Raw genomic sequence first — 26,149 nt, forward strand, 5'->3', positions numbered from 1 at the left:
ACAAGTGGCCGACTTTTGCTCCGCCCCGTGGCCGGATTTTACTCCGCCGTTGACACAAGCGTCGGCAGCCGGGATACAACCTTTCCGCTTCCACACGGCCGGGGCGACGAGTTTCATCATGGATCGCCGACGCCTGATCCGCGTGGAATAGCGAAGCCGCGCGATATGTTCGATCCCTATGGGCATATCGATGAGATCAACGTGAAGACGCGGGATTTTCGATGATCGCTGCGAACCCCACATGGAGAGCGTGCTTTCGATTGTGCTTTGATAGACACGCCCCCTGCTTCGTCGTCCATCCGGACTGTTTTCTTTCCGGTTGCGGCGCTTTTTTGCGCAAAGCTGATGCAAACTGCCATGGCGGAGGAATGTCTTGCCGTTGTTGTTGGGATCAATTGACGATGGGACTGTAAGGCCCGGTGTCTGTCAGCAACGTCTCCGCCCAAAAAAGACGGTTTCCGCCTTCGGCAAACCCTCCGTCTTTTTGAGTTCTCCGCCGCCCTTCGCTCTGCTGCGGCCCTGAAGGGTGCAGTCATCCTTTTCCGGTCCTTCCTGGCGTCCCTGTCAATTCGATCAAACAACGGAGACATACCAATGGCAGACCTGATCAACTTCATCCGCTTCAACGACAACGGCACTTTGGAAGGCAACATCGCCGCACTGGACTTCGACTTCGACATCACTGGCGAAGAGCTCAACAGCACGAACCCGAAGGCGCCTGTCTACCGCTTGTATGGCGTATCCCCGCGAGGCCGGAAGATCGAGGTTGGCGGCATCTGGCGTCAAATGAACCAGAACGGCGAAGAGTACCTGCAGTTGACTGCTGCGACCCCGAGCCGGGCCTTCCGTGCAAACCTCGGCAAGTTTCCCGGCCAGGACGACGATGACCTGATGACCGTGATCCCCTGGAGCTAAGGCTCCACCGGCGCGGCGGTATCCGTCGCGCCGGTCCTGGCAAATCCGCGCCGGCCTGAATAGTCCGCACTTGTGTCCCAGCCCTACTCAAATTAAGTATCATGCATTGAGAAATGCCCGCCATTATCAAGTCAACGACCGACATCCGTGGGGGCGTCGTGGTTCATGACGGGCGTTGACGCATATAAAAGAAGCACTATGTGGGCTTGAACAGCTGTCGCGAGAGAATGACCAGAGACGAAATCATCAAAGGATTGGGCGCGCAGCCGCATGACCCGTTTGTGTGGTTCGACGGACCACCGGTACTGGAGCAGATTCCGCCTGGTACAGTGGGCGTGAACTCAATCAAGATTGCGAGTGTCATCGAGAACCGGCCAAGCCGGTATGTGAATCTCTTGCCCATGTTGCGAATGAGCCTGATCGGGCTGATCTATGATCCGCAGCTCGATGGCGGCATCCTGCCCCTCCAAATGCTTGCCGACCGTCTTGGTGTCAGCCGGTTTACGATTCCGCGCAACTGCGTTGTGCTCGAGGAAATGGGACTGTTCTATAAGGTCACGAAGAACGGTCGCTACGCTGTCGAGCCTGATACGGCGTTGGTCGTGTTTCATGACCTGTTCGTTCCGTTGCCAGCGAAACGGCTCCGCAAAGACGATTGACGCACCCGATAGCCGGGTCAAACATATAAAAAACAAGAGAATTCTTCTTCTGGTTCTGGTATAGTTGGCGTAGTCGATAGACCTACGCCGGATTTGTTATCCAAGAGCGAGAGTGCATAGCAGGACCGTGCCGGTTCGAGGGGTGAGAGATTCCAGGAAGACCGGCCTGGCTGCAAAACCTCACCGATCTGAAGAAGGAAAAGACCATGGCAAGTACCCTTGAAAAGACGCGCATCTCCGATGCCGAGATGGAAAAGCGGCGCCGACTGGTCAACAGCGCCGATCATTCCAATGCTATGGAAGGCCTGAAGCGCGATCCTGCCACCGACCACATTTTCGAGGCTTTCATTCGCGGCGAGATCGAGGCCTCCGACATCGTTCCGATGCTCAAAGAGTTCCGCGCCGCCAACGGATGACGAACTACGCTTACGAAAACGGCACCCTCAAGAACATCGATGGCTTAACCGATCCCGACAAACTCTCCGCCGTTGAGGCGGAACGGGTCGCGGGCCGGCTTATCGAACTGCGTCTTGGGGGCGGGCCGGAGCCGACCTTTGATACGCGGCACCTGAAAGCGCTTCACCATCATCTTTTTCAGGACGTATATGAATGGGCCGGGCGCACCCGAGACGAGCGGGTTCAGCTTTCTGATGGCACTGTCGCGACAATGCCGACCATGCAGAAGATCGACGGCGAGCAATTCGCGATCGGTCCGGCCATTTCCAGCGCACTGGACCGATTTTCCGAGGACCTGTGCGGTCAGAACTTCCTGCGCGGTTTCAATAGGGAGACGTTTGCCGACCAGGCCGCAGTTTACTTCAATCGGCTCAACTCGATTCATCCGTTTCGCGAAGGCAATGGCCGGACGCAGAGGGAATTCATGACCGCGCTGGTGAAGAACGCCGGTCACGAACTGAGCTTCGATGTCGTGTCGGCCGAGCGCATGGCGCAGGCCAGTATTGCCGGTCATGAACGCGGCGATGTTGATGCCTTCAAGCGAATGTTCCGCGAGATTTCTGATCCGGAACGTGTGCAGGCGCTGGAGAAGGCGCAGAAGTTCCTGACCTCGCAAGGCTTTGACTGGCAAAATCGCTATATCGCAACGACCGAGCCTGGCCGCCGCTATGATGGCGTTCTTGTCGGGGTTGGTGGGTCGGATTTCATGATGCATGACAAGCAGAATATTCTCGTCGGCAAGACAAAGGACCTGCCACGGCCGTTGCCCGAGCAAGGGCAGCATGTTGTGTTCGAAACGCCACAGAAGACCCGCACGAACGCTCGGGAGGGTAGGGGGCGTGACGACGACTTTGGGCACGGTCTCGGCTAAAATCCCATCTTCGTGATCGTGCGGTGTAGATTGCCGGCTGGGCGCCGGATTCGGTCGCGGCCCTTGGGTCCGCGGTTGTCTTCTTTTTCTGTCGGGATAGCGTACGGCTCCTTGGTCAGCGTCAACGACGAATGGTGCCCCCATGTGTGGACGGCCCGTGGAATGCAAGACTTTATTTATGTTGGCGGCCAATAAGGTTCAGTCATGTGTCCGGCCTTTTATCGCAGCTCATATGCTGCTGGCCCTGATGAAGTCCGCAGACGGATTGCCAATCAATTTTGCGCGCTCGAGGCGCTGGGGGCACCTAGGCTTTCATCCATCCCCGGCCAAACCGGTTCGCCATCACAACTCAGTCCTTCATTCCACCGCCCGGCCGGTGATGGCCGAACGGGATTCCCTCAGGCCGTTGCCGGCCGATACACTTCCTCCCGTCTGAGAATAGCCCACGCAATGCGCGCGGTTTTGTTGGCGATCGCCACGGACACTAGCCTTGCAGGTCTGCGATCCAGCAACCGTGCGATCCACGGAAATGAAGATGCGTCGAGGCGGGCTCGCCGAACAACCGCAGTCGCTCCGACCACCAGCAATCGCCTGATGGTTCGATCTCCCTGCTTGCTGATCCGGCCGAGCCGTTCTTTCCCGCCACTGCTGTTCTGTCGCGGCGTCAGACCGAGCCAGGCCGCGAATTGCCGTGCCGATCTGAATTCCGCAGCATCCCCAACCGAAGCGGCGATAACATGAGCAGGCTGTGACTTATAGTTTGCAATTTAGCCCGGTGTGACCTATAGTAGGCATATGGTTGAGTTAATCAAAACGGCAACATTTGATCGCTGGCTTTCGAGCCTGAAAGACCGAACTGTAGCCGCAAAGGTCGCCGCTCGCCTCGTGCGACTTTCAATGGGCAATCCCGGTGACGTGGAGCCCGTGGGCTCGGGGATTTCCGAGCTTCGAATTCACTACGGCAAGGGATATCGAGTTTACTATATGAGGCGCTGCGAGTTGATTATCGTTTTGCTTTGCGGTGGCGACAAGTCGACCTAGAACAAGGACATCAAGGCCGCAAAAATGCTGGCCGACGAGTGGAAGGATTGAAACTATGGCAAAGGAAGTTTTTAGCCGTTTCGATGCGGCCGATTACCTGAAAACCAACGAGGATATTGCCGCCTTCCTGGATGCCGCGATGGAAGAAGGGGGAGACGACCCTGAATATATCGCTGTCGTTCTTGGAACCATTGCGCGGGCGCGCAATATGAGCCAGTTGGCGCGTGACACCGGGCTTTCGCGGGAGGGTCTTTCGCGCGCGCTTTCCGGCAACGGAAATCCGACAATGGCAACCTTGATGAAAGTCGCCAAGGCGCTCGATCTTAAGATTCAGGTTGTTCCGGCGGTGTCCGCTGGCGCAGCTTCGAACGTTCCCGAACATAGTACTGCTTCCTGATTTTATTGGTGCCGCTCTACTGCGCAGTAGGCTGATTGATGCTGGTGCGGTTGCCGGGAGCGGACCACGCGTCGAAGGGAGCGTTTCGCGCGTCAGTCGCGGTAGCCGCGCTTGCGCTTGCTTTGCTCAAGAACACCAAGGGCATCATGGGCCTGTCCGGCCGAGGTGAACCAATCTAGCTTCAGCTGACCGCTGGTCCCGATCCGGCCCCAGCGCCGCACAAGGCACCAATCCCCGAAGAGGCCGCCCTCGATGCTGAGATGATAGAACCGCCACTTGTTGGTAGCCGGCTCGATGCGGCGCAGGAGCACTTCTGTCGGGAAAAGGTCAAACTGGCCCAACATCTTCAGATCCTCGGCAGTTGTCCGTCGAACAAGTCGAGCGGGTCGCCTTCCACCATCGATGTGTTCCTGGGCTTGCCGATCGGCTCCATTCCCTTGAGAACGTCGATGGCTTCTTTCGGATAGCGTTCGTCACTCTTACCGGTCTCGGCATCGTCTTTGGTCGCCGCGCCTTCAAGTCGGCTGACGGTGATAAGGTCGAGCGTCCATTGCGCCGGCGCTTGCGCATCGCGCGCATGTGGGAGAGTGGTATAGGGAACGCACACCTTGTAGACGTGCTCGCCAATGCCGGTGACGAGGACATCGATGCCGTTCTTGCGAGGCCCGAGCTGCGTCTCGAATTCGGAGCGCTCAATCGTGTTCTCGCGCCGCTCGTCGCGCACCCATTCCAATCCGTTTCCTCTCGGCTCACGACGACTATAGACCACTGTGGCCTGACCGATATCGCTTTCAAGTCGCTGAGCGGTCGGCCCCGAATTCACCTTGGCGATGATCTTCGTTCCGACGATCGACATCCACGCGTCGGCCCGTTCGCGCCCATAGGTGTCACGGATCTGTGCAATATCCTGAACGCCGAGGCACACGCAAACCCCCTTCGATCGTCCGATATCCAGCAGCGCTGAAAACCGGCTGATCTTCGGCAGCTGGGCGAATTCGTCAACGAAGAACCAGATGCGGCGGAGCTTGGCATCGCCAAGTTCCGGATCGGACACGATGCCGGAGGCAATGGTGAGAAACGCGCTGATCCAGCCGTCAGATTGGTCAGAAAACCGGCCAGACTTTTGCAGGATGACGGTGCGCCGATCTGTTTTGTAGAGCAGCCAGTCACGCAACGAAAAACGTTCCAGACCTTCATAATTCGCCCACGCCGTTGCAAGCAGACGCAGCGTCTTCGTATCAGCGGTGAGCGTCGAAAGCGTCGAGGCGACTTGTCGATAGTCAGCGTCCAAAAAGCGAACCGCATCGGGATGATAGCGATGCGCGACCTCAAGAAGTTCAAGATGGTCACGGCGCGTCTCGGCTACCAGATCGGCCCACGTCCACCTTCCGGGGTTCTCGTGCATAAGGCGTATGGTACACGCGGCCAGCACGGCACGTGCCGAGTTGGAAAAGAACCGATCTCTTGATTCAGGGATCAGTCGCGTGGCCAGCTCAACGGCATCCTCTGCAATGCGCAGATCCTTGGCGATATCCCAAACATGGGAACGCCGATCCTGTGGAGCAATGATGATTGGCTGCACCTTGGAACCATTCGGCTTGATCGTTGGAGGCAGCTTCTCGGTAAAGTCTCCCTTGATATCGAAGACGAGAACCTTGTCATGTCGCGCGATCGCGGAGACAATCAGCCCGGTCATGGTTTGTGTCTTGCCGCCGCCAATGGAGCCAAAGATGATGAAGTGTCGCACCTCGCGCTCGAGCGCAAGCCGCCATCCATTGAACCAATGAAGGCCGTCCCGCTTGTCGATCTTTTCGGCTTTTGCGGCCCGTAGTAGTTCGGGCATGCCTGCGACAGTCCGGCCGGACTTGATCCATTTATCCGGTGGCATGAGGAAGGCAATATAGCCGCCGATCGCAATGGCAAGGTTGCCTGCCACAAGCATGGCAGCCAACAACCATTGCAGTTTAGCCAGATCGGCCGGGACGTAGCCGAGTGCCTGAATGAAGTGACTTCGGCAAAGATCGGAGGACCAGAATGTGAGGCAGTCGATCGCCTGCGAAACCGATAGGCGGTAGGCCGATCCGTTCGGGGCGTTCCATGAACGAAGCGCAAAAAAACAAACCCAGACAAGTGCCGAGATGCCCACAAGGAAAAGACCGGCATAGAGCAGAATAGCAAATTCGGAACGTCTGGGTTTAGTGATCATTGGCGCAACGCGTCCCGACCCAGTTTGATCATTTGTTCGCGAAGTCGAGCGTCGCCCTTTCTCCGATTTCCTGTCAGCAGAACGCCAAGAATGTAGGCGCGGTCCTCATCGCCGAGGTTTGCTTTGATGACCAGTCCACCAAGCTCGATCTTGTGGCGGGTGTCTTCGCTTCGTTCGCGCTTGCGCATTTTTCTATACTCGCTTTGCAGGTTGCTAAGCGTTCTGCGCAGCGTCAGAAGGTCGCTGCTCATTCTCCCGCCCGGAACGAAAGGAATGAACCATCTCGGCAAATGCCGCCTCAAGTTCATTCTCCGAAAGATCAAGGGTTTCGACGCCGGCTTTCATGGCGATCTGTCCAATCCTGAGTGCTTCCTTCTCTTCAGCTTCGCGCAACTGCTTTTGCAGAGTTCTGATCTGGTCACGGATCGCGGAAGGGGATTTGGCGCGGGCCATGGGCATTCTCCTTTTCGGCATTAAACGATGAGAAGATTGCAGAGATGTTCTGTGTTTGTAAACACCAATGATGCGTGAAAAAGAGCCCATGCCGTGTAAGATGGATCGGCGGAGCCGATGCCGCACTCCGTCATGCGAGCAAAACGATCGTTTTGCTAAATGCGCACTTATACATTGTTTTCAACAATGTAAGATGGTAGGTCCGTTCCATGGCGATCTATCATTTGCGCGCTCATCAGATCTCTCGTGGTAAAGGGCAGAGTGCCGTTGCTGCCGCTGCATACCGCCACGCGACACATATGAACGTCGCGCGCTCCGGAGAGATTGCCGACTACAGTCGAAAGAAGGGCTGTATCCACAGTGAAGTCGCATTGCCCGAAGGTGCCCCGCGGTGGATAAATGCCTGGCACGATCGATATTCACCGCATGAGTTTGCCGAGCGCTTCTGGAACCGTGTGGAAGCCAGTGAAAAGCGCGATGACGCCCAGCTCGCGCATGAGTTTGTCGTCGCACTGCCCGTTGAGTTGTCCGTAGAGCAGAACAAGGCTCTGGTTCGTGACTTCGTGCGCAATCAGTTTGCAGCGCGTGGTCAGGTCGCAGACTGGAACTATCACGATGCTACAGGGAATCCGCATGTTCACATCATGGTGGCGTTGCGACCGCTGACCGAGACAGGCTTTGGCCCAAAGCGGGTTCCGGTTCTTGATGGTGACGGTGAACCGGTCCGAAGGCCGCCAAAGGTGGAGGGCCAAAAGGGGGAAATCGTCTATCAGCACTTCGCGGGTTGGAAGGACCGCCTGCCCGAGATCCGCGCTGCCTGGTCACAGGAGGTCAATCGTCATTTGGTCGAGCATGGCTATGACGCAACGGTCGACCATCGCAGCTTTGAAGATCGGGACATTCCGCTGGAGCCGACGACGCATCGCGGTCCCGCCGTTGACGACATGGAGGCGCGCGGCATTCAGACCGAGATGGTGCAGCAGCACCAACAGGTCATGCATGAGAATTTCCGCAAGCTGGCGGAAGATCCTTCGCTTGTTTTGAAAATGATCACGGCGGAAAAATCCGTCTTCGATGAGCGCGATGTTGCGAAGTTCATCCACCGGTATGCGTCAACCTCTGAAGAATTTTCCGGGCTTTTCCTCCGGGTCGGTGCGCTCGAAAACCTTGTGACGCTTTCCCAGGAAATCCGCGACCCGTTCACGAACAAGCTTCTTGAGCGGGAGAAGATGACCACGCGAGAAGTCCTGCAGATGGAAGCGCGGATGATCGATGGCGTCCGTCAGCGCGCGACGGATCAATCGTTCGGTGCACCGCCGCGGCGCGTCGAGAAGGCGCTGGCGGAATTCTCGAAATCGCATGGATTTTCTCTTTCCGACGAACAGGCAATGGTGGTTCGCGCCGTTACGTCCGATCGCGGCGTTTCGACGGTGGTCGGCTATGCCGGTGCTGGTAAATCCACGGTGATGGATGTCGTGCGGCAGGTTTACGAAGGGCAGGGGCGGCGTGTTGTTGGCGGTGCGCTTGCCGGCAAGGCGGCCGAGGGCTTGTCTGAATCGGCGGGTATCGAGAGCCGGACGCTCGCGTCCTGGCGAATGTCCTGGGAGCACGATAAACGCCGCCTTCAGAAAGGCGACGTGTTCGTTCTGGACGAGGCCGGAATGGTCTCATCGAACGACATGGCGATGTTGGTGAACGCGGTGAACGCGGCACAGGCCAAGCTTATTCTTGTCGGAGATGCGCGGCAACTTCAGCCTATTCAGGCTGGCGCTGCGTTTCGCGCCATTGCGGATAATACCGGGTTTGTCGAACTGACCGAGGTGCGCCGTCAAAGCGAAACATGGATGCGGGACGCTTCCCTGGCATTCGGTCGCGGTGACAGCCGCGCGGCGCTTCAAGCCTATGCCGACAACGGACACATTCATATCCAGGGCAATCGTGATGATGCCATGTCTGAATTGGTTGGTGCATGGGGAGCTGATTGGCGTGCCGGCGCCGATACGCTGATGCTGGCGCATACCAAGGATGCAGTGTTCAGTCTGAATGAGCTGGCACGCCATACCATCAAGGAGCACGGGGGGCTTCAAAACGAAGTGACGTTTGACGCGGTGCGTGGCCCGCGCGCTTTTGCCGTTGGCGACCGGCTGTTGTTCCTGGAAAATGATCGCGACCTTGGCGTCAAGAACGGAATGCTGGCGACCGTGGAAAAGGCGAATGACGGCATTCTTGATGTTCGGCTCGACAATGGCAGGGCCGTTACGGTCAACCATGAGCATTACAACAACGTTGATTATGGCTACGCGACCACGATCCATAAGTCTCAAGGGGCGACTGTCGACCGGGTGCATGTGCTTGCCACACAGATGATGGATGCGCAGCTTTCCTATGTCGCGCTTTCGCGCCATCGCGAAACGGTGGCGCTTTATGCCGGCCGGAATGACTTTCCTGAAACCAGGAATCTGCTAGACACGCTGTCGCTAGACCGGCTCAAGGATTCAACGCTGGCCTATGAGCATACGCCCGACTATCAGCTCGAACGCGAAGCATTTGTGCGTCGGCGCGATCTTCCGGACATTGGCGAATTGCGCGATCTTTGGCGTCGATCGCTCAATGCCATGCGGTCACGGTTCTCGGATATTGCGGAACGGTTCGGGGTAATTTCCGAACGGCTTTCGCTTGCGCGTCCGCAAGCCGTTGACGTATCGCCGAATGTCCCGCCTGCCGCCGGCGCGCGGCCTGTTGAAGCCGAAAGGGAGATCAGGATTCCCGAATTGACGCCGGCGGTCAGTCAGGCGCTTTCCCGGCTTTCGGAGGTGGACCGCAACACCAAAGGCTACAGCGGCAAGCGTGGGCGCTGGTTCCGGGCTGCCGAAACTGAGCTGACGCAGATGTCGTCCGCAACCGATCTTGTCATGTTCAATGAACAGATCGCAGCGCTGGTTTCTCCGGTTGAAGTCCGGTCTCTTGGACGCGATCCGGATGAGGACAAGCTACAATCGCTTGTCGCACATCTTCCGCCATCGGCGCAGACCTTCATCAAGGCAAACTGGCAGCTCGTGCATGTCGGTCAGCTGGCCGCGGACGACAAGAGCCGCGTTGATGTTGCGTCCGCCATGGTCACGGAGCGACGCGATGCTGGCCTTGAGGCCGATTATGAACAGGAGCGGGCACGTTATCGCCTTCCCGATGTTCCGCTTATTCCGGCCGTGACGCAATGGCCCGCCTCGGTCGAAGCCGTTGCCCGTGATCCGGCCAATCAGGCGGCCGTCACCAAGTTGCTGTGCCAATCCGCACTCAAGAACATGGGCAAGGTCTGGCACGATCCGGTCCCGATCCTCGAGAAGGTGTCGGCCGCAGTGATGACCGGCGGAGACGCCAGTCAGATTGTCAGATCAATGCATGAGAACCCGGCGTCTCTCGGTGAGTTGCGTGGCAAGGCCAACTTCCTCGGTCGTCCCGATGAGGACCGGAAAACGGCACTTGCAGCCGTGCTTCCTGCAGCCAGCAGTGCCGGCGATTTTGTCCGGTCACTCAAGGTTAGTGTCAAAGGCGTCGAAGAGGCTGAGAGGAAGCTGCGGAGCCAGATGGCCGCGCCGATCGACGGACTGTCGCCGGCCGCCAAAGATGTGCTGTCCGCCCTGGCAAAAGCGTCCAGTCTGCCGGAGCGCTCTGACGAACGTCGCGCGCTTGAAAGGGCAGCGATTGACGACGGCGAAGCCATCGGCCAGCTGCGGGGTGTCGCTCATGATATCAGGGCGCGTTTTGGCGACAGCAGCGGTGTGCCGGCGCAAGATATGATCGCACGCGCAATGCCGGAGCTTTCTCCAGAAGCAAGATCAAGGATCTATCGTGATGCCCGCCAGATCTGCGCGGCCTATGACAGGTGTGTCGAGATAGATCGGACACAACGGCGCGAAACTCGTCTTGAGCAAGAAAAGTCGCAGTATCATTCTATTGGGAGATAAGCGCACCAGGATTGGCAAAAGCGGCGATTAACTACCCCTTTTGTTCTATTGGATGTTGCATCAAGGAGGCCATTGTGGTGAATTGCAGATGTATTACGCTGCAATTTCCGCACCGCAAGAGGTTTTCCCATGCGCATCGCGATCAGCCTGGCACTGGCTGTGCTCGCTGGCTGTACCAGCACAAGAGACACCCCGTCGGATTCCCCTACGATCAATTACATCGACAATCAAGTCCATCTCGTTCGAAGCGAGTTGAACGATGCAGCGCTCTATCAAAATGTCCTGGAACCGCGCGCTACGAATACGGTTGAGGTGCGCAATCCGGAGATTGCCCAAGGCCCGCTTATGAAGATCGTTGATGCCGAGTGGCAGGGAACGTTGGATGAGCTGACAACGCGGGTTGCCAGCGAAGTTGACTACAGTGTGTCGGCGTCCGGGGAAAAGTCCGGCGCTCCGATTTTGATCTCGACCAATTTCTACAATCTGACGGCCTTGGGATTGCTTCGGGAAGCCTATGGACAGGCGAAGGGGCGAGCGCGCCTTGTGATCGATCAGGGCGCCAGACACATGACGATCTATTACGCTCGCCCTGAGCAAAGCCCGATCCCGCATCAGGAGGACCTCAAGCCGTGAGCCAGCCCCTTTTTCATCGTCGCAACCGTGCCATGGCGCTGACAGGTCTTCTTATGGCCGCGCTTTTGTCTTCATGCACAACCATGAAGGACGAAACACCGGAACCGCCGCCTGTCCCGCAACTCGGCGGCCCTGATGACCTCACCAGTCCGCGATATGCGCCCTTGTCCTACAAGCAGTTTGCTTCCCGGGCCAAACGCGGAAAGCTTGGTGGCACCGAGGTTGAGGAGCAGCGCTATTCGGTCCTTCGGGACGCTGCCCTTGCCTATGGTGCGCAAGCAGGATTTGAGCGTCGCAGCTGGGAGATCATGAACGATCTGGAGCGTGAATCGGTCAAACTCTCGGAGACCTTCAATTTCAACCGGGTCGCGTTCAAGGCGCCGCGGGAAACAGGCTACGTGTTGCCGCCGGTGATCACCCGCGCCACGGCAGCGATCAATGTCACCGACAACGGCCGCAAGAGCGTCGCCGCCGACGAATACTACCGCATCGAGGAGCCCGGCCGATTGGTCGCCATTCTGCCGACCTGGCGCGACTATCTTGTGCTCCCGCTCGATACGCCGCGTGAGCCTGACGATCGGCTGTTGCCCCAGGATGACGATGAAACGAAAATCTGGTCGCAATATCTCGATGAAGGCTGGGCGCAAGGTGTGCAACAAGCCGATGCCGCTTTGCAGGAAAACATGAACCTGTTGCGGCGCGACTACCTCGGCATGGTCGAGTATCGCAAGGCAGTGGAAGCCGGCCTTATTACCAACCTCGTGCTGAAGTCGAGCGAGACGCGCGCGACCGGTGATGTCGACGAGCTCTATATCGGGGAGCGCCGGGTCGAGATCGATGATGCTGCGCGGTTCGTCAAGAATCCGGCCCGATGGAAGCCGATCCAGAGACGGTTTCAGGTAGCGAAGTAATGCCGGCGGTTGATCTTTCGAATTTGACCGAAGACGCCTATGACCCAAGGGAACCCTATGCCCGTGTCCTGACCCATGAGCCGTTGCGTTTTGACGGCGACATGGACCCGTTTCAGCAGTTGCTGGTAGGGGCCTCCATCAAAGGGGCGTCGGACATCCGGATACAGACGGACAGTCGTATCCGGATCAAAATGCATGGCACGCAGCATTTTGCGACAGCAAAGCCTCTAAACGCCTCCGAGGTCTTGAGTATCCTGAGCCACATGTGGCGGTCGGAAGATGCGTTCAGCATCTTACGGCAAGGGCGACCTCTGGACTTCTCATTCGAGGTTCCGATTGATCGTCACCGGCGTCAGCGTTTCCGCGTGAACGCCAAGGGCGTGATGAAAGGTGCCGGCGACGGCATTTCCATGACCATGCGACCGTTGCCGACAAAAACCCCCACCATCGATGATGTTGGCCTGGACAGTGAGGTGCGCCCATACATGTCACCCCAGCATGGCATCGTCGTTGTCGCCGGCGCGACAGGGCAGGGGAAGTCAACGACGCTTGCCGGGATCACGCGCTTTCATCTTGAAAACACGGCCGATCCGAAAGCGATCGTCGATCTGCAGGCGCCTATCGAGTTCACCTATTCCGACGTACTGACCGATCACAGCGACTGTGCGTCTTCCATTGAGCAGTCGGAAATCGGCGAAGGGCGCAACCTGCCATCTTTCGGCGACGGAGTGTGGGCGGCGCTGCGCTGCGCGCCTGATATTATTTCGCTGGGCGAGGCCCGAGACAAAGCCTCCCTCGAGGGTTGCCTAGAGGCCAGTCTGACCGGCCACTTGGTTTACACCACCACGCATGCCGGATCGGTCGCGGAAGGCTTGCGGCGCATGGTCGTGAACTTCCCGGCGGAAGAACGCGATGCGCGCGCGTTCGACCTGATCACGTCGCTCCAGCTCTTCGTCGTTCAGCACCTGGTTCGCACCAGCGACCATCGCGGCCGCGTGCCGTTGCGCGAGTATCTGTTGTTTGATGACTATGTGCGCGATCAGTTTGTTTCTGTCCCTATCGGTGACTGGCCCAAGGTTGTGAGCCGTCTGATGCAGGAATCGTCCGACCGCGTTCTTGCCCGTTCCATGCATGATGCGGCCCAACAGAAAGTTGGTGAGGGCAAGGTTTCGTATGACGACGTCAGGCGATTGCTGCCGCGCCACTGACGGCCGCTGATCAGGAAGGAGGAAAATATGCAAATTCCAAAGTACCTTCGCCCCGTCCGGGATCAGAAGAACTATGAGGCCGGCGTCGGAGAACGTGCTGTTCGAAAGCTTGTCTATTGGCCAATCATCTTGCTTCTCTGCTTGCCGGCCGCCGCCGTGATGGCGGCTGTTGCTCTATCCTTCGGCCTGTTGTTCTTGAAATTTCTGAACATCATTGAAACTGCTATTGCAAATCATGACTGGCTTTTGCTGTTTTTGATCGCTTTCGCCGCAGCGGCTATCCTGTCGCTATGGAAGCTCGCCTACGTGATTCATCGATACTTCATTCTTTAATTAGCATTTGCAGAATGGGTGATGGTCCTCACTCTATTCAGATTCCATAGTTGGCCTGGTTTTGGAATGACCGGAATGGGGCCGTAAACTGTCAGGCAGGTTTCCGAATGGCCAGACGGTAAAGCGGACATCGTCCTACATTGCTTGCTGCTGCGCTTTCGGCCCATTGCGGCCAATCACACACCCGCATCCCAACGTCCGAAGCGCGTCCTTCCGCTTGGTTTTCCGCGACGATGTTCGGGGCTATCAAGGAAACATCAATACTGGTCAGAAGCTGCAAATGCAGGTATCCTTAGCCAAAACACGAGGCGAGCATGGCACGCGGTGAACTGGTAAAAAAATTGCTTGCGAGCTATGGCCACGAGGAAGAGTTCCGCGCGGTTGTCGAGCAAATTATCTCCGAAGAGGAGAAGAAGAACAATCGCGTTTTGGCGCGCAGTCTTCGAAAAACGTTAGACAATATCGGTACGGCAGCGCGGTCTGCCGCCGGACTTTCGCGCCTGGTGCCATTCCCGGATGAGGCCAATGACTTCATCCAGCGAATGGAGCCGACGCACGGCCCTCAGGATATTTTGCTATCTCCGCAGAACACTGAGCTCTTTCTCGGACTGATCCGGGAGTTCCGGCAGGCAGACCGGATCAGGCGTCACGGGTTGCCAGTGCGATCTAAGCTTCTTTTCTGCGGGCCGCCGGGGACTGGCAAGACCCTGTGCGCCGAAGTCTTCGCCCACGAGTTGGGACTGCCTTTCTTTCATGTCCGGCTCGACAGCCTGATTTCCTCCTATCTAGGTGAGACCGCGACGAATATCCGCAAGACGTTTGAATTTGCCCGCCGGCAGCCCTGTGTTCTGTTTTTTGATGAGTTCGATGCGATTGCCCGCTCCCGTGAAGAGGCCGGCGAACACAGCGAACTTCGCCGCGTGGTCAACAGTCTGCTGATCTTCATCGAACAGATACAGCCGGGCGGCTTTCTGATTGCGGCCACCAATCTGGACGGACATCTCGATCCGGCTGTGTGGCGGCGGTTCGATGAAATCGTCTGGTTCGATGCGCCCGACGCGGCGATGGTGCGCAAGTACCTGGTTCATGCTTTCCGCAATGTGCGGGCGTCATTCGATCCTGCAGGTTATGCCGATCAGCTTCTGGGGTATTCCTATGCGGACCTCGAGCGGGTCTGCGTCCAGGCAATGAAGCTGTCGGTCCTCGGCGGCAACAAGGCAGTTTTGGACAAGGACTTCCGTGAAGCTATGCGGGATGCGAGGCGGCGGCTGACCCGCAAACAGAAGTTGGAAGCGCAGGCCGGGGAGTAAGCCGTGGCGCGTCATCAGCATCTGCCGCTGCTGCGGCTGCCAGAGACGATGGAACGGCGGAAAACCGGCTTCCCCGGCCCGACACCATCCCGCGATGGTGGCTATGGCGGCCGCGTTCGCAGGCAGGTCGAAGAAGCCGTCCGGACCCAGCAGGAAAGCCGGCCGCTTCAATTCGTTGATCCTTCGCTGATCCTGCGGGTGCAGATGCAGGGAATGCTGCTCGAAGTGGAATGGGAAGCGCTCGGCCTAACGCTTCTGTCCAGCGACGAAGACCGCAATATCGTCCTGTTCTCATCCGAAGGCGATCTCTCCGCGTTTCTGCAGCGGCTCGAAGCCTATGACGGGCCTGTTCCGGAAGGTCAGCGGGGAAGACGCTATGAAGGATTCGTCACGCGGATCGAGAATGTCGGCACACTGACGCCTCGCGATCGGCTCGGTGTCCGCTTCAGGGAATACGGTTTCAGCGAAGCTGATGACCTAGTAAGCGACGAGGTTTACACAGTCGATATTGAGCTCTGGGACTTCGGCGGACGGCCTGCACGGGAACGCAAGGCTCGGGAAATCGAGGACTTCATCATCGGCAGCGATGCGGAAGTCTTCGATGTCTACATAGGTCCGTCGATTACGATGATGCGGGTACGGGCTCCCGGACGGGTGCTGCGGCCACTTCTGGCCGTGCCCGAGGTGGCATTCATTGATTTGCCGCCGGAGCCGGACCTTGAAGCGTCTGACTTTGTGCAGATGACCCTCGAGGACGCACCGGAGATTCTGCCGCCGGAGGCCGGCGCTCCGGTCATCGGCGTGCTGGACAGCGGTCTCAATGAACATCCGTTCCTCGAGGGGATCGTCGCAGAACGAAGAGCTTTCCCGGCAGAACTCGGAACCGCCGATGTCTGGGGCCACGGCACGCGGGTCGGGGGCGTTGCCCTGTTCGGCGACCTGAGAGACCGGCTGAGGGACGGAAGGCTGCAGCCGGTCGGGCAGCTGGTTTCCGCGAAAGTGATCCAGGACAACGGTGACTTTTATGAGCGCCGGACGCTCCCGCGTCAGATGCGCGAGGCAATCACTCAGCTGCACCAGGACCATAACTGCCGCATTTTCGTCATCTCGCTCGGAGATGTCCGTGCGCGTTACGAACCCGGACGGGTCGGTCCCTGGGCAGCAACGCTCGATGAACTGGCACGCGAACTCGACGTGCTGATATTCGTGTCCGCCGGCAACCGTGCCCCGCGTGGCGGATCGTCAGTCGAGCAGGCCATCACGGAATATCCGGCATATCTGCTCGAAGCGGCGAACCGACTCTGCGAACCGGCCGGAGCCAGTAATGTCATCACGGTGGGGGCACTGGCCAACGGGACTGGTCTCGGAGCAAGGCATGAACGGGATGCCCATATCCGGCCGATCACTCTGGCACTCGAGCCTTCTCCCTTCTCCCGCTCGGGACCCGGCGCGGGAGGTATCCGCAAACCAGATTTCGCTGACATTGGCGGAACGCTGGTTTTTGACGCTCCCTCAGCCAGTCTGCAGTCGGCACCGCACATTCCGGAAGCCGGCGTCATCACGCTGAACCATGAATTCACCAGGCAGCTCCTGACAAGCGGTAAGGGAACCTCCTACGCCGCGCCGATGCTCGCCAACAAAGCTGCGGAACTCCTGCGGCTGTTCCCGACAGCTTCCGCAAACCTGATCCGGGCACTTCTTGCGGGGGCATCCAGCATCCCCGATGCATGCGCCCGCCGTCTGGCAGGTATGGATGCGGCCGACCAGGCACGTATCTGCGGCCACGGAATGGTGGACACGCTGCGGGCCGCCTATTCTGACGATCACCGGGTGATCCTGTATGCGGAGGACCGTCTCAGCATCAACCATTTCGCGGTCTATCGCGTGCCGGTACCGCCGGAGTTTCAGGGGAATGGCCGCAGAACCATCCGCGTCTCTCTGGCGTTCGATCCTCCTGTCCGGCGGGCCCGGGCAGAGTACATCGGCACGAAGATGAACTTCCGGCTTCTGCGCGGCTGTCCCTCCGCCGAAGTGTTCTCTCATTTCCGCTCAAGAACGGCGGAGGAAGGTGATCCGCCGGACATTCCGAATAGGTTCAAGTGCGGCCTCGAGCCCGGTCCGAACAGCCGGGACGGGCAGACGCTGCAAACTGCAGCAAAGACCTTTGTTCAAGACACGACAAGCTATGGCGATGAGTATTACCTCATAGTCCGTTGCGCCGGGGGCTGGGCCGAGCCGCAGGAAGTCGCCCAAAATTTCGCGATCGTGGTTGAGCTCGAGCACCAGCCATCCATCCAGCTGTATGCAAGATTGAGACAGCGAGTGCGGGCATAAGAAGCCTGAGAAAGTAGGGAGTATCCCAGGGCAAGTTACGCTTGCGAGCTTTTGAAAGCAGACGTCCGCGCGATCAGCAGTGAAGGTCAACTCCCTCCTGTTCGGTCCTTGGACCAGAGAGCAGCGAATGGCTGCTTACTGGAGTTGAGACCACAATCGCGAACGGCCGACATGGGGGCACCTTCCGGACCGGCAGAAACGGGGCCGTTAGCGGACTGTCGGCTCTTGGCAAGGATGCTTAGGGAAGCGGATGAGTCATATGTCATCCAAGCTGTCAGGGCTTGGTCGACCTCGCGTTTGAAAGTGTCACTGAAATTCGATTCGGTTGTGGACGACTTATGACCTCATCCTCCGGCAGGAAGATATCTACAATTCGTGGGTTCATTTGCTACCGCTATTGACGATGCCGGTTTGTGAGCCCGAAAATCGCAGCGAAGAACATCGGTACGAAGAAGATACCGAGCAATGTCGCTGCGATCATGCCACCGACCACCCCGATCCCGATCGCATTTTGAGCCGCTGAACCGGCGCCGGTCGCGAAGGCCAGAGGGAGGACGCCCAGAATGAAGGCGAGGGAGGTCATGACGATCGGACGCAGTCGCATGCGCGATGCCTGCGTCACGGCTTCCAGCACGCTTTTGCCCTGCCGCGTGAGATCACGCGCGAACTCGACGATCAGGATCGCGTTCTTGGCGGTGAGCCCCATGGTCATCAGCAGGCCGACCTTGAAGTAGACGTCGTTCTCCTGCCCGAAACCGCTGGCGAAGATGAGGGCCCCGAAGATGCCTACCGGCACGGCGAGGATGACGGCGAAAGGTATCGACCAACTTTCGTAAAGCGCGGCCAGGCACAGGAAGACGACCACCAGCGAGATGGCATAGAGCAGCGTTTCCTGTGAGCCCGCCAGGCGTTCCTGGTAGGAAAGCCCGGACCATGATGCGGAGTAGCCGCCGTCAAGCCCGGCAACGAGCCGTTCGGCTTCCGTCATTGCGTCGCCCGAGCTCTTTCCGGTGGCGGCCGATCCGTCGATCGCGATCGCCGCCGTGCCGTTGAAGCGTGCGAGCGAGGGTGAGCCCTGAACCCATTCGGTCGTGGCGAAGGCCGAGAAAGGCACCATCTCGCCATCGCCGTTTTTTGCCCACCATAGATCGATGTCTTCCGGCTGCATGCGATAGGGCGCATCGGCCTGAACGTAAACCGGTTTGATCTCACCGTCATAAAGAAAGTCGTTGACGTTGGTTCCGGCAAAGACGGTGGTGACCAGGCTGTCGATATCGGACAGGTCGATGCCAAGCGCCGTCGCCTTGTCTTCATCGATGTCGATTTTCAATTGGGCTTCCAGCGTTCGGGTGTTGCCGCGGATGTTGCCGACCACGGCGTTGCCCTTCGCGCTGTCGGCGAGCGCGTTGCCAGCCTCTCTCAGGGCATCGCGACCCTTGTTGGCAGTGTCCTCGAGGTACATGGTGAAGCCGTTGGTCTGGCCCAATCCCTGAATCGCCGGCGGTGCCAGCACAAAGACATTGGCATCGCGGATCTTGCCGAACGCGGCGGACGCCCGCTGGGCTACGGAAGTTGCCGAGAGTTTGTCGTCGGTTCGTTGGTCGAAGTCCTTGAGCCGGACGAAGGCCATGGCCTGGTTCTCGCCCGAGCCGCCGAAACCGAAACCGAGCGTCATGAACACGCTTTCGACGGCATCGCTTTCCTCGTTGAGGAAGTAGTCCTCGACCATGTCTATCACGGCTTGCGTCCGGGCAGCGTTGGCGCCATCCGGCAGCGTGATCTGCGTCATCAGCACGCCCTGATCCTCCTCCGGGAAAAAGGAGGTCGGTAGGTCCTTGTAGAGGCCCCAGGCGGAGACAAGCAGAACGGCAAAGATGACGAGCATGCGCAGCGGGCGTATCACGACCCAGCTCACCGCGCCGGCATAGCGGCCGGTCAGACGGGTGAACCCGCGATCGAACCAGCCGAACCAGCGTGCCATCAGCCCTTCATGCGTCGGCCGCAGCAGGAGAACGCAAAGCGCCGGTGTCAGAATGATCGCGACGAGCACCGAAAGCAACATGGCGCTTGCTATCGTGACGGAGAACTGGCGGTAGATGACACCGACCGAGCCGGAAAAGAACGCCATGGGAATGAAGACGGCAGTGAGGACGAGGGCGATGCCGATCAGCGCACCGGTGATTTCGCCCATGGACTTTTCCGTTGCCTCGCGCACCGGCAGCTTCTCATCGCGCATGATGCGCTCGACATTCTCGACGACGACGATCGCGTCATCGACCAGAAGGCCAATCGCCAGCACCATCGCGAACATGGTCAGCATGTTGATGGAATAGCCCAGCATGGCAAGCACGCCGAACGTGCCCATCAGCACCACGGGAACGGCGATCATCGGGATCAGCGTCGCCCGGAAGTTCTGCAGGAACAGGAGCAACACCAGAAAGACGAGGATGATCGCCTCGATCAGCGTATGGACGACCTTCTCGATGGAAAGTTCGACAAAAGGTGTCGTTTCATAGGAATAGGCGATCTCGACGCCGTCCGGCAGCGATCCGGCGAGGCTGTCGAGTTCCTGGTGGACGAGGTTGGCGGTCGTGATCGCATTCGCGCCGGAGGCGAGCTGAACACCGAAGCCGGCGGACGGCATGCCGTTATAGGTCGAGCTCTGGCCGTAACTTTCCAGCCCAACCTCGACGCGGGCCACATCGCCAAGTCGCACGACCGATCCGTCCTGCTCGGTCTTCAGGATGATCCGCTGGAACTGATCCGCCGAGGTCATCTGGGTGCGGACGATCAGGCTGGCCTTGAGCTGCTGGCCTGCGGTCACCGGCGTCGAGCCGATGGAACCGGCGGCGACCTGCACGTTCTGCGCGCTGATGGCGGCATTCACGTCGCTCGGCACAAGCTGGTACTTCTGCATCGCCTTCGGATCGAGCCATATGCGCATGGCGTAACCTGCGCCGAAGGACTGGACCGAGCCGACGCCGTCAATGCGCTCGATGCGGTCCTCAATCTGGCTCGACATGATGTCGGAAAGCTGATCGGACGTGTATGAGCCGTCGCGCGAGATTATATTGCCGACCATCAGTATGCCCGACGGCGAGCGGTGAACGGAAACGCCGGCATCCTGAACGCTGTCCGGCAACTGGTTTTCAACCTGCGCCAGCTTGTTCTGAACCTGCACTTGGGCGATGTCGGGATCGATCTCGTTGGAAAAGGTCAGCGAGATCGAGGCGGAGCCGGTGCTTGATGTGGATTCCATGTAGAGCAGGTCGTCGAGGCCGGTCATTGCGCTTTCGATCTTCTTGGTGACCGAGTTTTCCACCGCCTCTGTGGTCGCGCCGGAATAGGTGGCGCTGATCCGCACGGTGACGGGGGCGATGTCCGGATATTGCGAAATGGACAGAGAGTAGATGGCGATGATGCCCGCGAGAAGCGTACTTATGGCCAGCACGATGGCGAATACGGGACGTGCTATGAAGAAGCTGGCAAGCGCGTTGCGACGGGTGGAAGCGGTCACGGGGTTTCCTCCCCGGCGTCATCGGCGATGCTCTGTTCGACGACCCCGTCCGCATTGATCGTCACGGCAACGCCGGAAACCTCGGCACCATCCGAGAATTTCTGGAAGCCGTCGACGATCAGCCGGTCGCCCTCGGCAACGCCGTCAACGACGATCCAGTCGTTGTTCAGCGACCCGCTGGTGGTCACGTTCCTGCGCTCGGCCTTGCCATCGCCGGAGATGACATAAACCGTGGCCTTGCCACTGTCGTCGCGCGAGACCGCACGTTGCGGCACGAGGAAGGCATCGGGGATGACGCCAAGTTCAACGGTCGCCGTGACGAACATTCCGGGAATGAGGACGCCGTCGGGATTGGCGAAATTGACCCTGAGGGTAAAGGTGCCGGTCGTTTGCGAAACCACCATGTCGGCGAAGGACATTTCGCCGCTGCTGCTATAGGTATTGCCGTCCTCAAGCGTTAGGCTGATCGGTGGAGGGCCGTCCGAGCGGTGTTCGAGTTCGCCCGCCTGTACCTTGTCACGGATGCGCAGGAAATTCGCACTGCTGTCGGCGAGGTCGACATAAACGTGATCGACGGTGCGGATCGTTGCCAACGCGTCTGTCTGTTCCGCCGTCACGAGAGCACCGACGCTCACCTCCGAGACGCCGATCACACCGCTGATCGGAGCGTGGATCGTGGTGTTGTCGAGATCGATCTGCGCTGTTTCGAGATCCGCCTGAGCTGCGGCCTCGTCGGCCTTGGCTTGCAGCAGAGCGGCTTCGGCATCGTCAACAGTCTGGGTGCTGACGGCTTCCGTTTTTGCAAGCCGCTCATTGCGATCATAAGTCGATTGCGCGCTGTTGGTCGTGGCCTGCGCCTTTTTAAGCGCGGCTTCAGCTGAGGCATAGGCGGCCTGGAACTTCCTGTCGTCGATCTTGTAGAGCGCGTCGCCTTGCTCGACATTCCTGCCCTCGGCAAAAAGGACTTCGCGAACGATCCCGTCAACCTGGGGTCGGACTTCCGCCGTCGCCGAGGCAATGACCCGGCCGTGAAGATCGGCCGTCAACGGCACAGCCTGCGGTTCCAGCGTCACATAGCCGACCTCCGTCGGTGTGGCCTGACTGGGTTGGGCCTGCCTGTCTTCGTCGGAACTGCAGGCGCCGAGGACCGAAGCCAGGGTGAGAATGAGGAAACCGACAGTCGCTCTCATCAGGGTATATCTCCATCGGGTTTGGGCCGCGCGTCCGGCATACAGATCGAATTGCCAAAGCCAGTTGCCTGAATTATAGTAACTTCAATTACTAAAAATAAGACCGAAAGCAAATGTCCTTTTTGTAATGATTGGTTGGGAGGTCGCCGGATGACCGAAGACAAAGGAAAACAGCGGGGCAGGGGGCGGCCGAAGTCCGTTCCTGATGAGGCTCAAAGAGAGATCATCGCCGACGCCGCGCTGGAGATATTCCGCCGGCAAGGGTACCGCAACACAGCGATGAAGGATGTGGCGGCATGCGCCCATGTCTCTCTGGCTACCATCTATCGGCTATTTCCGGCAAAGTCGGAGCTTTTCGGCGCGATTGTCGCGCGCCATCGCAGGTTCATGATTGCACTGCCGGGCGTTTACGACCACATGCCGATCGATGAAGCGCTAATGGCAATCTTCAGGGTGGATATCAACTCCGAGGAAGCGCGCCTGCGCGACGACGTTATGTCGATGATCATCCTCGCGAGTGGAGAATTTCCCGAACTGCGCCCCATTCTCCACCGCTACGGGCCAGAGCACTCGCGGACACTTCTGCACGACTGGCTCGACGTGGAAAGGCGCGCCGGCAGGATTCGGACGGAGGATACTGGGGTCCTCGCAAAGATGCTGATGGACATCGCTTTCGGGGCACCCGTACTGAAAACCGGAGCCGACCCTGCATGGCCGGGCGACCGCGATCGCAGCGCCTACCTCAGGTCCTGTTTCTCGATGATCGCTGACGGCATCTCCACCCTGTAAGGCTACTCCCTATCCGATTGCCGCCATGCAGAAAGGCTACGTCGATGACATATTCGACACTGTCGCCGGTGACGTCGAGCGTCCGGCGGGCACGCCACGAGCCGATCTCGAAAACGTTTTTACTTTCAAAACTCAACGCAGAGTAGTGTCTGGCTATTGTGGAATTATCGCGTGGGCGGCTTCGCCAAATTACCGATTCCAGACCTTGGCCCGAATGGCCGCTTATATGGAGCCGTAAGCGCAGATCTGGAGTCCGGAATGGCGGCGCTTTCCGGACCGGAAAAATGGGGCCGGAAACAGACTGTCGGCTTCGAGATGCTCTTCCTCGGGAAGTGGTCATGTGCGTATTAGCATAGCTAGCGTATTGAAATTCGGCATAGGCGGACGAATCCGATCGGCGCGATGAATCTCTGAAAGGCCGACAGTATGCGGGGCCCGGCACCACGTTGAATAACAAGAATGACTACGAGGTCTCAGGTCAAATCTCCAATTCAATTTGCCTATCGCGCCGCAAAGCGCGAACCGGCCTAACTGCATTTTATGGTAGCATGCCGTTCTTCTTGCTATTAAAAGAGGAACACCTCAATTAAGTTTGTAAAACCTCCCTAAAATGAAAAGGCCTGCTGTATTGAATGGCGCACCATGCCGTAGCATTACCTAAGCGGCGGAAATCGGCAGGACAGAATATGATAAGGTTTTTCATCTCGCGCTACAGCTCCCGCAATGGAGGTGAGAGGCAGAACGATAGCGGCTTTTTCGGGCTCGGACTAAGCGTTTGCATCGGCCTCCTCGCGGTGACGCTTTTCCTGCTCATGCCACAGCCCGGCAACGCACAGGACCTGTCAGATGATGTCGTATCCGAAAGATTCTGGGCTCAGATACGCACCGACTCGCCGCGCTATACGATGGAATCATTCCTGAACGCCTCAGATGCACTGCAGGACAGCGTTGAAGCCTATCTGGAGGATCCGAGCCTGGAACTTCAGGCCGAGATCGCGCTTTTTTCAGACCTCCTTGTGGATCTTGTGGATCTGGAAAATGTGGCTGCGGCAACTCGTCGAGAAACAGGCATCAGAACATTTGAATATCTGATGGATATTTTTGGGCGCATTGGCCCTCCCGACGTTACGATGTTTCCCGATCTGGACATGGCCTCGGGAGCCGGGTCAGACAGTTTTCGGATACCGAATACGCCTTTGCGAATAGAGCGTGTTACAAACGGGCCGCGCAAAGGAGAATTTCTGTTTGCGGAAGAGACAGTTCGTGTTGCGCCGCGTTTCTTTGAAGCGGTTCGCCACCTGCCGCTGATAAGCCCTCTGGGTATTGAAAGCTGGGCGAGTTTCGGCCCTCAGCAGACAGGACCGCTCGTTCCTCCGGCCTTCGTGGAGGCCATGCCGCCGCTTCTGACCGAACTCTGGTTCGAGACCCCGGCCTGGAAGGTTATTTTTGAGACAGCATTGCTGCTCGTTTTCGCTTTGGTTCTGTTCGGAATTCACCATGCTGTTCGTTCAATGGTCAAAACCGGTCGGGTGTCTGTCTTGGTGGCTCGTACCTTGGCCCCGGTGCTGTTAGTTTACTGCGCGAGTTCAGTATTGCCTTTCATCGCGCTTCAGATTCATTTGTCTGGCTCCTTCGCCCGGTTCTATGATGTCGTGCTTACGATTGCCATTTATGGCGGATCGGCCTTCATCTTCTGGCTCCTGACCAGAATACTCGTCGAAACCATTATTCTGTCGCCACGCATCAGAGATGAAAGTCTTGACGCAGATCTACTTCGTCTCGGTGGCGCAACGCTCGGTCTCTTCGGTTCGGTCTGCATCCTGGCGCTCGGTGGGCATGCTATCGGGTTGCCAATTCTCAGCGTGGTGGCTGGACTTGGTATCGGGGGTCTAGCTGTCGCCCTTGCCGTGCGGCCAACATTTGAAAATCTGATTGGAGGTGTAATCCTGTTCGTCGACAGGCCCGTTCGCGTTGGAGATTTCTGCAGCGTCGGCGATCAGAAGGGGACCGTTGAGGGGATCGGGATACGCTCGACAAAGCTGCGTGCGGTTGACCGCACGGTCATATCTATACCCAATGCACAGTTTGCGGATATGCAGATCATCAACTGGGCTCAATGCGACCAGATGCTGATCAACGAAACCATCGGGTTGCGGTATGATACAACTGAAGACCAGCTGCGCTACCTGTTGGTCGCGTTGCGACGCATGCTTCACGCCCACCCTCGTATTGATGCTGAAACCGTCCGGGTCCGCTTCGCCGGTTTTGGGGACAGCTCGTTGAAAATTTCCATCCGAATCTACGCGCAAACGCGTGAGTGGAACGATTTTTTCGCGATCAGGGAGGATGTAGACCTCCGTATTCTGAAGGCCGTCCACGAAGCCGGTACCGATTTCGCATTTCCTTCTCAGACCGTTTATATGGCCAAGGATCAAGGGCGCGACGAGGAGCGCAGCACGCGTGCGGAAGATGCCGTGAAACGCTGGCGTGATACGGGGCAGCTGCCTTTCCCACGTCTGTCTCGCCTAGAACAGGAGCGTCTGAAAGGGACACTTGATTATCCGCCATATGGCAGCGCTGATGCAGATGACATAGTTGAACCGGAAGCGGCAGAACCGCTGTCCGATCCTTGTCAACCGCCACCGGAGCTGGCTGAAGAGGCTTCAGAGGTGGAGTCGTCTTCAACGTCCGAACGTGCGCGGCACCAAGGGAGCTAACTAGGGTCCATTCTCAATAATACCTGAACGTCGCCGCAGTTCTAAACTTAGCGTCATTGCGAGAGCACGGACTGTGTCTGTTGTCGGTAAAGTGTGAAAGGGGCTGAATGACCAAAATGGGGGCGCCTTCTGGACCGGCTACAACGGGGCAGGAAGCAGGCCGTCCGGTCGTGGAACGACCATTCTTCTCGCTAGGCGGTGTGGACGGATTGCCGCAGTTTGAAGAAATGGGATTCCCCGGCTG

General features: G+C 58.2%; 21 protein-coding genes and 2 pseudogenes. 16 read left to right on the forward strand and 7 right to left on the reverse strand.

Annotated features, from left to right (window positions below; genetic code table 11):
• From V6767_RS21490 to V6767_RS21510, 5 genes and pseudogenes are all read left to right on the forward strand, one after another.
• A pseudogene (locus V6767_RS21490) lies at positions 1 to 225 on the forward strand (hypothetical protein); the annotation flags it as partial.
• A gap of 369 nt (positions 226 to 594) precedes the next feature.
• Positions 595 to 915, forward strand: a complete 321-nt coding sequence (locus tag V6767_RS21495) for a DUF736 domain-containing protein (RefSeq protein ID WP_448475315.1) — start codon at positions 595 to 597, stop codon at positions 913 to 915.
• Between the two features lie 227 nt (positions 916 to 1,142).
• Positions 1,143 to 1,574 carry a hypothetical protein gene (locus V6767_RS21500; RefSeq protein ID WP_132313747.1) on the forward strand — a complete coding sequence of 144 codons (432 nt, stop codon included), beginning with the start codon at positions 1,143 to 1,145 and terminating at the stop codon, positions 1,572 to 1,574.
• Positions 1,575 to 1,780: 206 nt separating this feature from the next.
• Complete coding sequence (locus tag V6767_RS21505) at positions 1,781 to 1,990, forward strand: antitoxin VbhA family protein (RefSeq protein WP_448475316.1); 210 nt, start codon at positions 1,781 to 1,783, stop codon at positions 1,988 to 1,990.
• Complete coding sequence (locus V6767_RS21510) at positions 1,987 to 2,901, forward strand: Fic/DOC family protein (protein WP_448475317.1); 915 nt, start codon at positions 1,987 to 1,989, stop codon at positions 2,899 to 2,901. The genes V6767_RS21505 and V6767_RS21510 overlap by 4 nt, the downstream gene beginning before the upstream one ends.
• A gap of 398 nt (positions 2,902 to 3,299) precedes the next feature.
• Here the strand turns inward: V6767_RS21510 and V6767_RS21515 are convergent.
• Positions 3,300 to 3,644, reverse strand: a pseudogene (locus V6767_RS21515) (transposase); the annotation flags it as partial.
• A 52-nt stretch (positions 3,645 to 3,696) separates the two neighbouring features.
• Here V6767_RS21515 and V6767_RS21520 point away from each other — a divergent pair.
• A complete protein-coding gene (locus V6767_RS21520; protein ID WP_448475318.1) occupies positions 3,697 to 3,942 on the forward strand; it encodes a type II toxin-antitoxin system RelE/ParE family toxin in 246 nt (81 codons plus the stop codon).
• 55 nt (positions 3,943 to 3,997) lie between these two features.
• Positions 3,998 to 4,339 (forward strand): addiction module antidote protein, encoded by a 342-nt coding sequence (locus tag V6767_RS21525; protein ID WP_018065844.1) that lies wholly within the window; start codon positions 3,998 to 4,000, stop codon positions 4,337 to 4,339.
• Between the two features lie 92 nt (positions 4,340 to 4,431).
• On the opposite strand, the gene V6767_RS21530 is transcribed toward V6767_RS21525, so the two are convergent.
• The 4 genes from V6767_RS21530 to V6767_RS21545 are packed head-to-tail and all read right to left on the reverse strand — an operon-like array spanning position 4,432 to position 6,998.
• Entirely contained in the window at positions 4,432 to 4,683 is a 252-nt protein-coding gene (locus tag V6767_RS21530; protein ID WP_448475319.1) for a WGR domain-containing protein, read from the reverse strand.
• Between the two features lie 2 nt (positions 4,684 to 4,685).
• Positions 4,686 to 6,545, reverse strand: coding sequence for a type IV secretion system DNA-binding domain-containing protein (locus V6767_RS21535; protein ID WP_448475320.1), 1,860 nt, complete (start codon positions 6,543 to 6,545; stop codon positions 4,686 to 4,688).
• On the reverse strand, positions 6,542 to 6,796 hold the full coding sequence (locus V6767_RS21540; protein WP_448475321.1) for a conjugal transfer protein TraD: 255 nt from the start codon (positions 6,794 to 6,796) through the stop codon (positions 6,542 to 6,544). The genes V6767_RS21535 and V6767_RS21540 overlap by 4 nt, the downstream gene beginning before the upstream one ends.
• A complete protein-coding gene (locus tag V6767_RS21545; RefSeq protein WP_448475322.1) occupies positions 6,759 to 6,998 on the reverse strand; it encodes a TraC family protein in 240 nt (79 codons plus the stop codon). The genes V6767_RS21540 and V6767_RS21545 overlap by 38 nt, the downstream gene beginning before the upstream one ends.
• Positions 6,999 to 7,207: 209 nt before the next feature.
• On the opposite strand from V6767_RS21545, the gene traA reads away from it, so the two are divergent.
• The 7 genes from traA to V6767_RS21580 all read left to right on the forward strand — a co-directional run bounded on the left by traA (position 7,208) and on the right by V6767_RS21580 (position 17,692).
• Complete coding sequence (traA, locus tag V6767_RS21550) at positions 7,208 to 10,963, forward strand: Ti-type conjugative transfer relaxase TraA (protein ID WP_448475323.1); 3,756 nt, start codon at positions 7,208 to 7,210, stop codon at positions 10,961 to 10,963.
• 129 nt (positions 10,964 to 11,092) lie between these two features.
• The gene (locus tag V6767_RS21555; RefSeq protein ID WP_132312773.1) at positions 11,093 to 11,596 is read left to right on the forward strand and encodes a DotD/TraH family lipoprotein; all 504 of its coding nucleotides are present in this window, start codon (positions 11,093 to 11,095) and stop codon (positions 11,594 to 11,596) included.
• Complete coding sequence (locus V6767_RS21560; RefSeq protein WP_347445281.1) at positions 11,593 to 12,507, forward strand: type IV secretory system conjugative DNA transfer family protein; 915 nt, start codon at positions 11,593 to 11,595, stop codon at positions 12,505 to 12,507. The genes V6767_RS21555 and V6767_RS21560 overlap by 4 nt, the downstream gene beginning before the upstream one ends.
• A complete protein-coding gene (locus V6767_RS21565; RefSeq protein ID WP_448475324.1) occupies positions 12,468 to 13,715 on the forward strand; it encodes a type IV pilus twitching motility protein PilT in 1,248 nt (415 codons plus the stop codon). Before V6767_RS21560 ends, V6767_RS21565 begins: the two co-directional genes overlap by 40 nt.
• Positions 13,716 to 13,742: 27 nt before the next feature.
• A complete protein-coding gene (locus V6767_RS21570) occupies positions 13,743 to 14,048 on the forward strand; it encodes a hypothetical protein (RefSeq protein ID WP_347445279.1) in 306 nt (101 codons plus the stop codon).
• A gap of 314 nt (positions 14,049 to 14,362) precedes the next feature.
• A complete protein-coding gene (locus tag V6767_RS21575) occupies positions 14,363 to 15,358 on the forward strand; it encodes an AAA family ATPase (RefSeq protein WP_448475325.1) in 996 nt (331 codons plus the stop codon).
• A gap of 3 nt (positions 15,359 to 15,361) precedes the next feature.
• The gene (locus tag V6767_RS21580; protein WP_448475326.1) at positions 15,362 to 17,692 is read left to right on the forward strand and encodes a S8 family peptidase; all 2,331 of its coding nucleotides are present in this window, start codon (positions 15,362 to 15,364) and stop codon (positions 17,690 to 17,692) included.
• Between the two features lie 394 nt (positions 17,693 to 18,086).
• Here V6767_RS21580 and V6767_RS21585 read toward each other — a convergent pair whose 3' ends face one another.
• Entirely contained in the window at positions 18,087 to 21,209 is a 3,123-nt protein-coding gene (locus tag V6767_RS21585) for an efflux RND transporter permease subunit (protein ID WP_448475327.1), read from the reverse strand.
• Entirely contained in the window at positions 21,206 to 22,399 is a 1,194-nt protein-coding gene (locus tag V6767_RS21590; RefSeq protein ID WP_448475328.1) for an efflux RND transporter periplasmic adaptor subunit, read from the reverse strand. The genes V6767_RS21585 and V6767_RS21590 overlap by 4 nt, the downstream gene beginning before the upstream one ends.
• Positions 22,400 to 22,549: 150 nt before the next feature.
• On the opposite strand from V6767_RS21590, the gene V6767_RS21595 reads away from it, so the two are divergent.
• Both V6767_RS21595 and V6767_RS21600 read left to right on the forward strand, forming a co-directional pair.
• Positions 22,550 to 23,188: a TetR/AcrR family transcriptional regulator gene (locus V6767_RS21595; RefSeq protein WP_448475329.1), complete on the forward strand. Its 639-nt coding sequence runs from the start codon at positions 22,550 to 22,552 to the stop codon at positions 23,186 to 23,188.
• A 686-nt stretch (positions 23,189 to 23,874) separates the two neighbouring features.
• On the forward strand, positions 23,875 to 25,905 hold the full coding sequence (locus V6767_RS21600; RefSeq protein WP_448475330.1) for a mechanosensitive ion channel family protein: 2,031 nt from the start codon (positions 23,875 to 23,877) through the stop codon (positions 25,903 to 25,905).
• The last annotated feature ends 244 nt before the right edge of the window (positions 25,906 to 26,149 follow it).

The organism is Martelella sp. FLE1502, assembly GCF_053484255.1.

Coding starts and splice junctions, on each gene's coding strand:
- V6767_RS21495 (WP_448475315.1), top strand. CDS start 595: ATGGCAGACCTGATCAACTTCATCCGCTTCAACGACAACGGCACTTTG.
- V6767_RS21500 (WP_132313747.1), top strand. CDS start 1,143: ATGACCAGAGACGAAATCATCAAAGGATTGGGCGCGCAGCCGCATGAC.
- V6767_RS21505 (WP_448475316.1), top strand. CDS start 1,781: ATGGCAAGTACCCTTGAAAAGACGCGCATCTCCGATGCCGAGATGGAA.
- V6767_RS21510 (WP_448475317.1), top strand. CDS start 1,987: ATGACGAACTACGCTTACGAAAACGGCACCCTCAAGAACATCGATGGC.
- V6767_RS21520 (WP_448475318.1), top strand. CDS start 3,697: ATGGTTGAGTTAATCAAAACGGCAACATTTGATCGCTGGCTTTCGAGC.
- V6767_RS21525 (WP_018065844.1), top strand. CDS start 3,998: ATGGCAAAGGAAGTTTTTAGCCGTTTCGATGCGGCCGATTACCTGAAA.
- V6767_RS21530 (WP_448475319.1), bottom strand. CDS start 4,683: ATGTTGGGCCAGTTTGACCTTTTCCCGACAGAAGTGCTCCTGCGCCGC.
- V6767_RS21535 (WP_448475320.1), bottom strand. CDS start 6,545: ATGATCACTAAACCCAGACGTTCCGAATTTGCTATTCTGCTCTATGCC.
- V6767_RS21540 (WP_448475321.1), bottom strand. CDS start 6,796: ATGAGCAGCGACCTTCTGACGCTGCGCAGAACGCTTAGCAACCTGCAA.
- V6767_RS21545 (WP_448475322.1), bottom strand. CDS start 6,998: ATGGCCCGCGCCAAATCCCCTTCCGCGATCCGTGACCAGATCAGAACT.
- traA (WP_448475323.1), top strand. CDS start 7,208: ATGGCGATCTATCATTTGCGCGCTCATCAGATCTCTCGTGGTAAAGGG.
- V6767_RS21555 (WP_132312773.1), top strand. CDS start 11,093: ATGCGCATCGCGATCAGCCTGGCACTGGCTGTGCTCGCTGGCTGTACC.
- V6767_RS21565 (WP_448475324.1), top strand. CDS start 12,468: ATGGAAGCCGATCCAGAGACGGTTTCAGGTAGCGAAGTAATGCCGGCG.
- V6767_RS21570 (WP_347445279.1), top strand. CDS start 13,743: ATGCAAATTCCAAAGTACCTTCGCCCCGTCCGGGATCAGAAGAACTAT.
- V6767_RS21575 (WP_448475325.1), top strand. CDS start 14,363: ATGGCACGCGGTGAACTGGTAAAAAAATTGCTTGCGAGCTATGGCCAC.
- V6767_RS21590 (WP_448475328.1), bottom strand. CDS start 22,399: ATGAGAGCGACTGTCGGTTTCCTCATTCTCACCCTGGCTTCGGTCCTC.
- V6767_RS21595 (WP_448475329.1), top strand. CDS start 22,550: ATGACCGAAGACAAAGGAAAACAGCGGGGCAGGGGGCGGCCGAAGTCC.
- V6767_RS21600 (WP_448475330.1), top strand. CDS start 23,875: ATGATAAGGTTTTTCATCTCGCGCTACAGCTCCCGCAATGGAGGTGAG.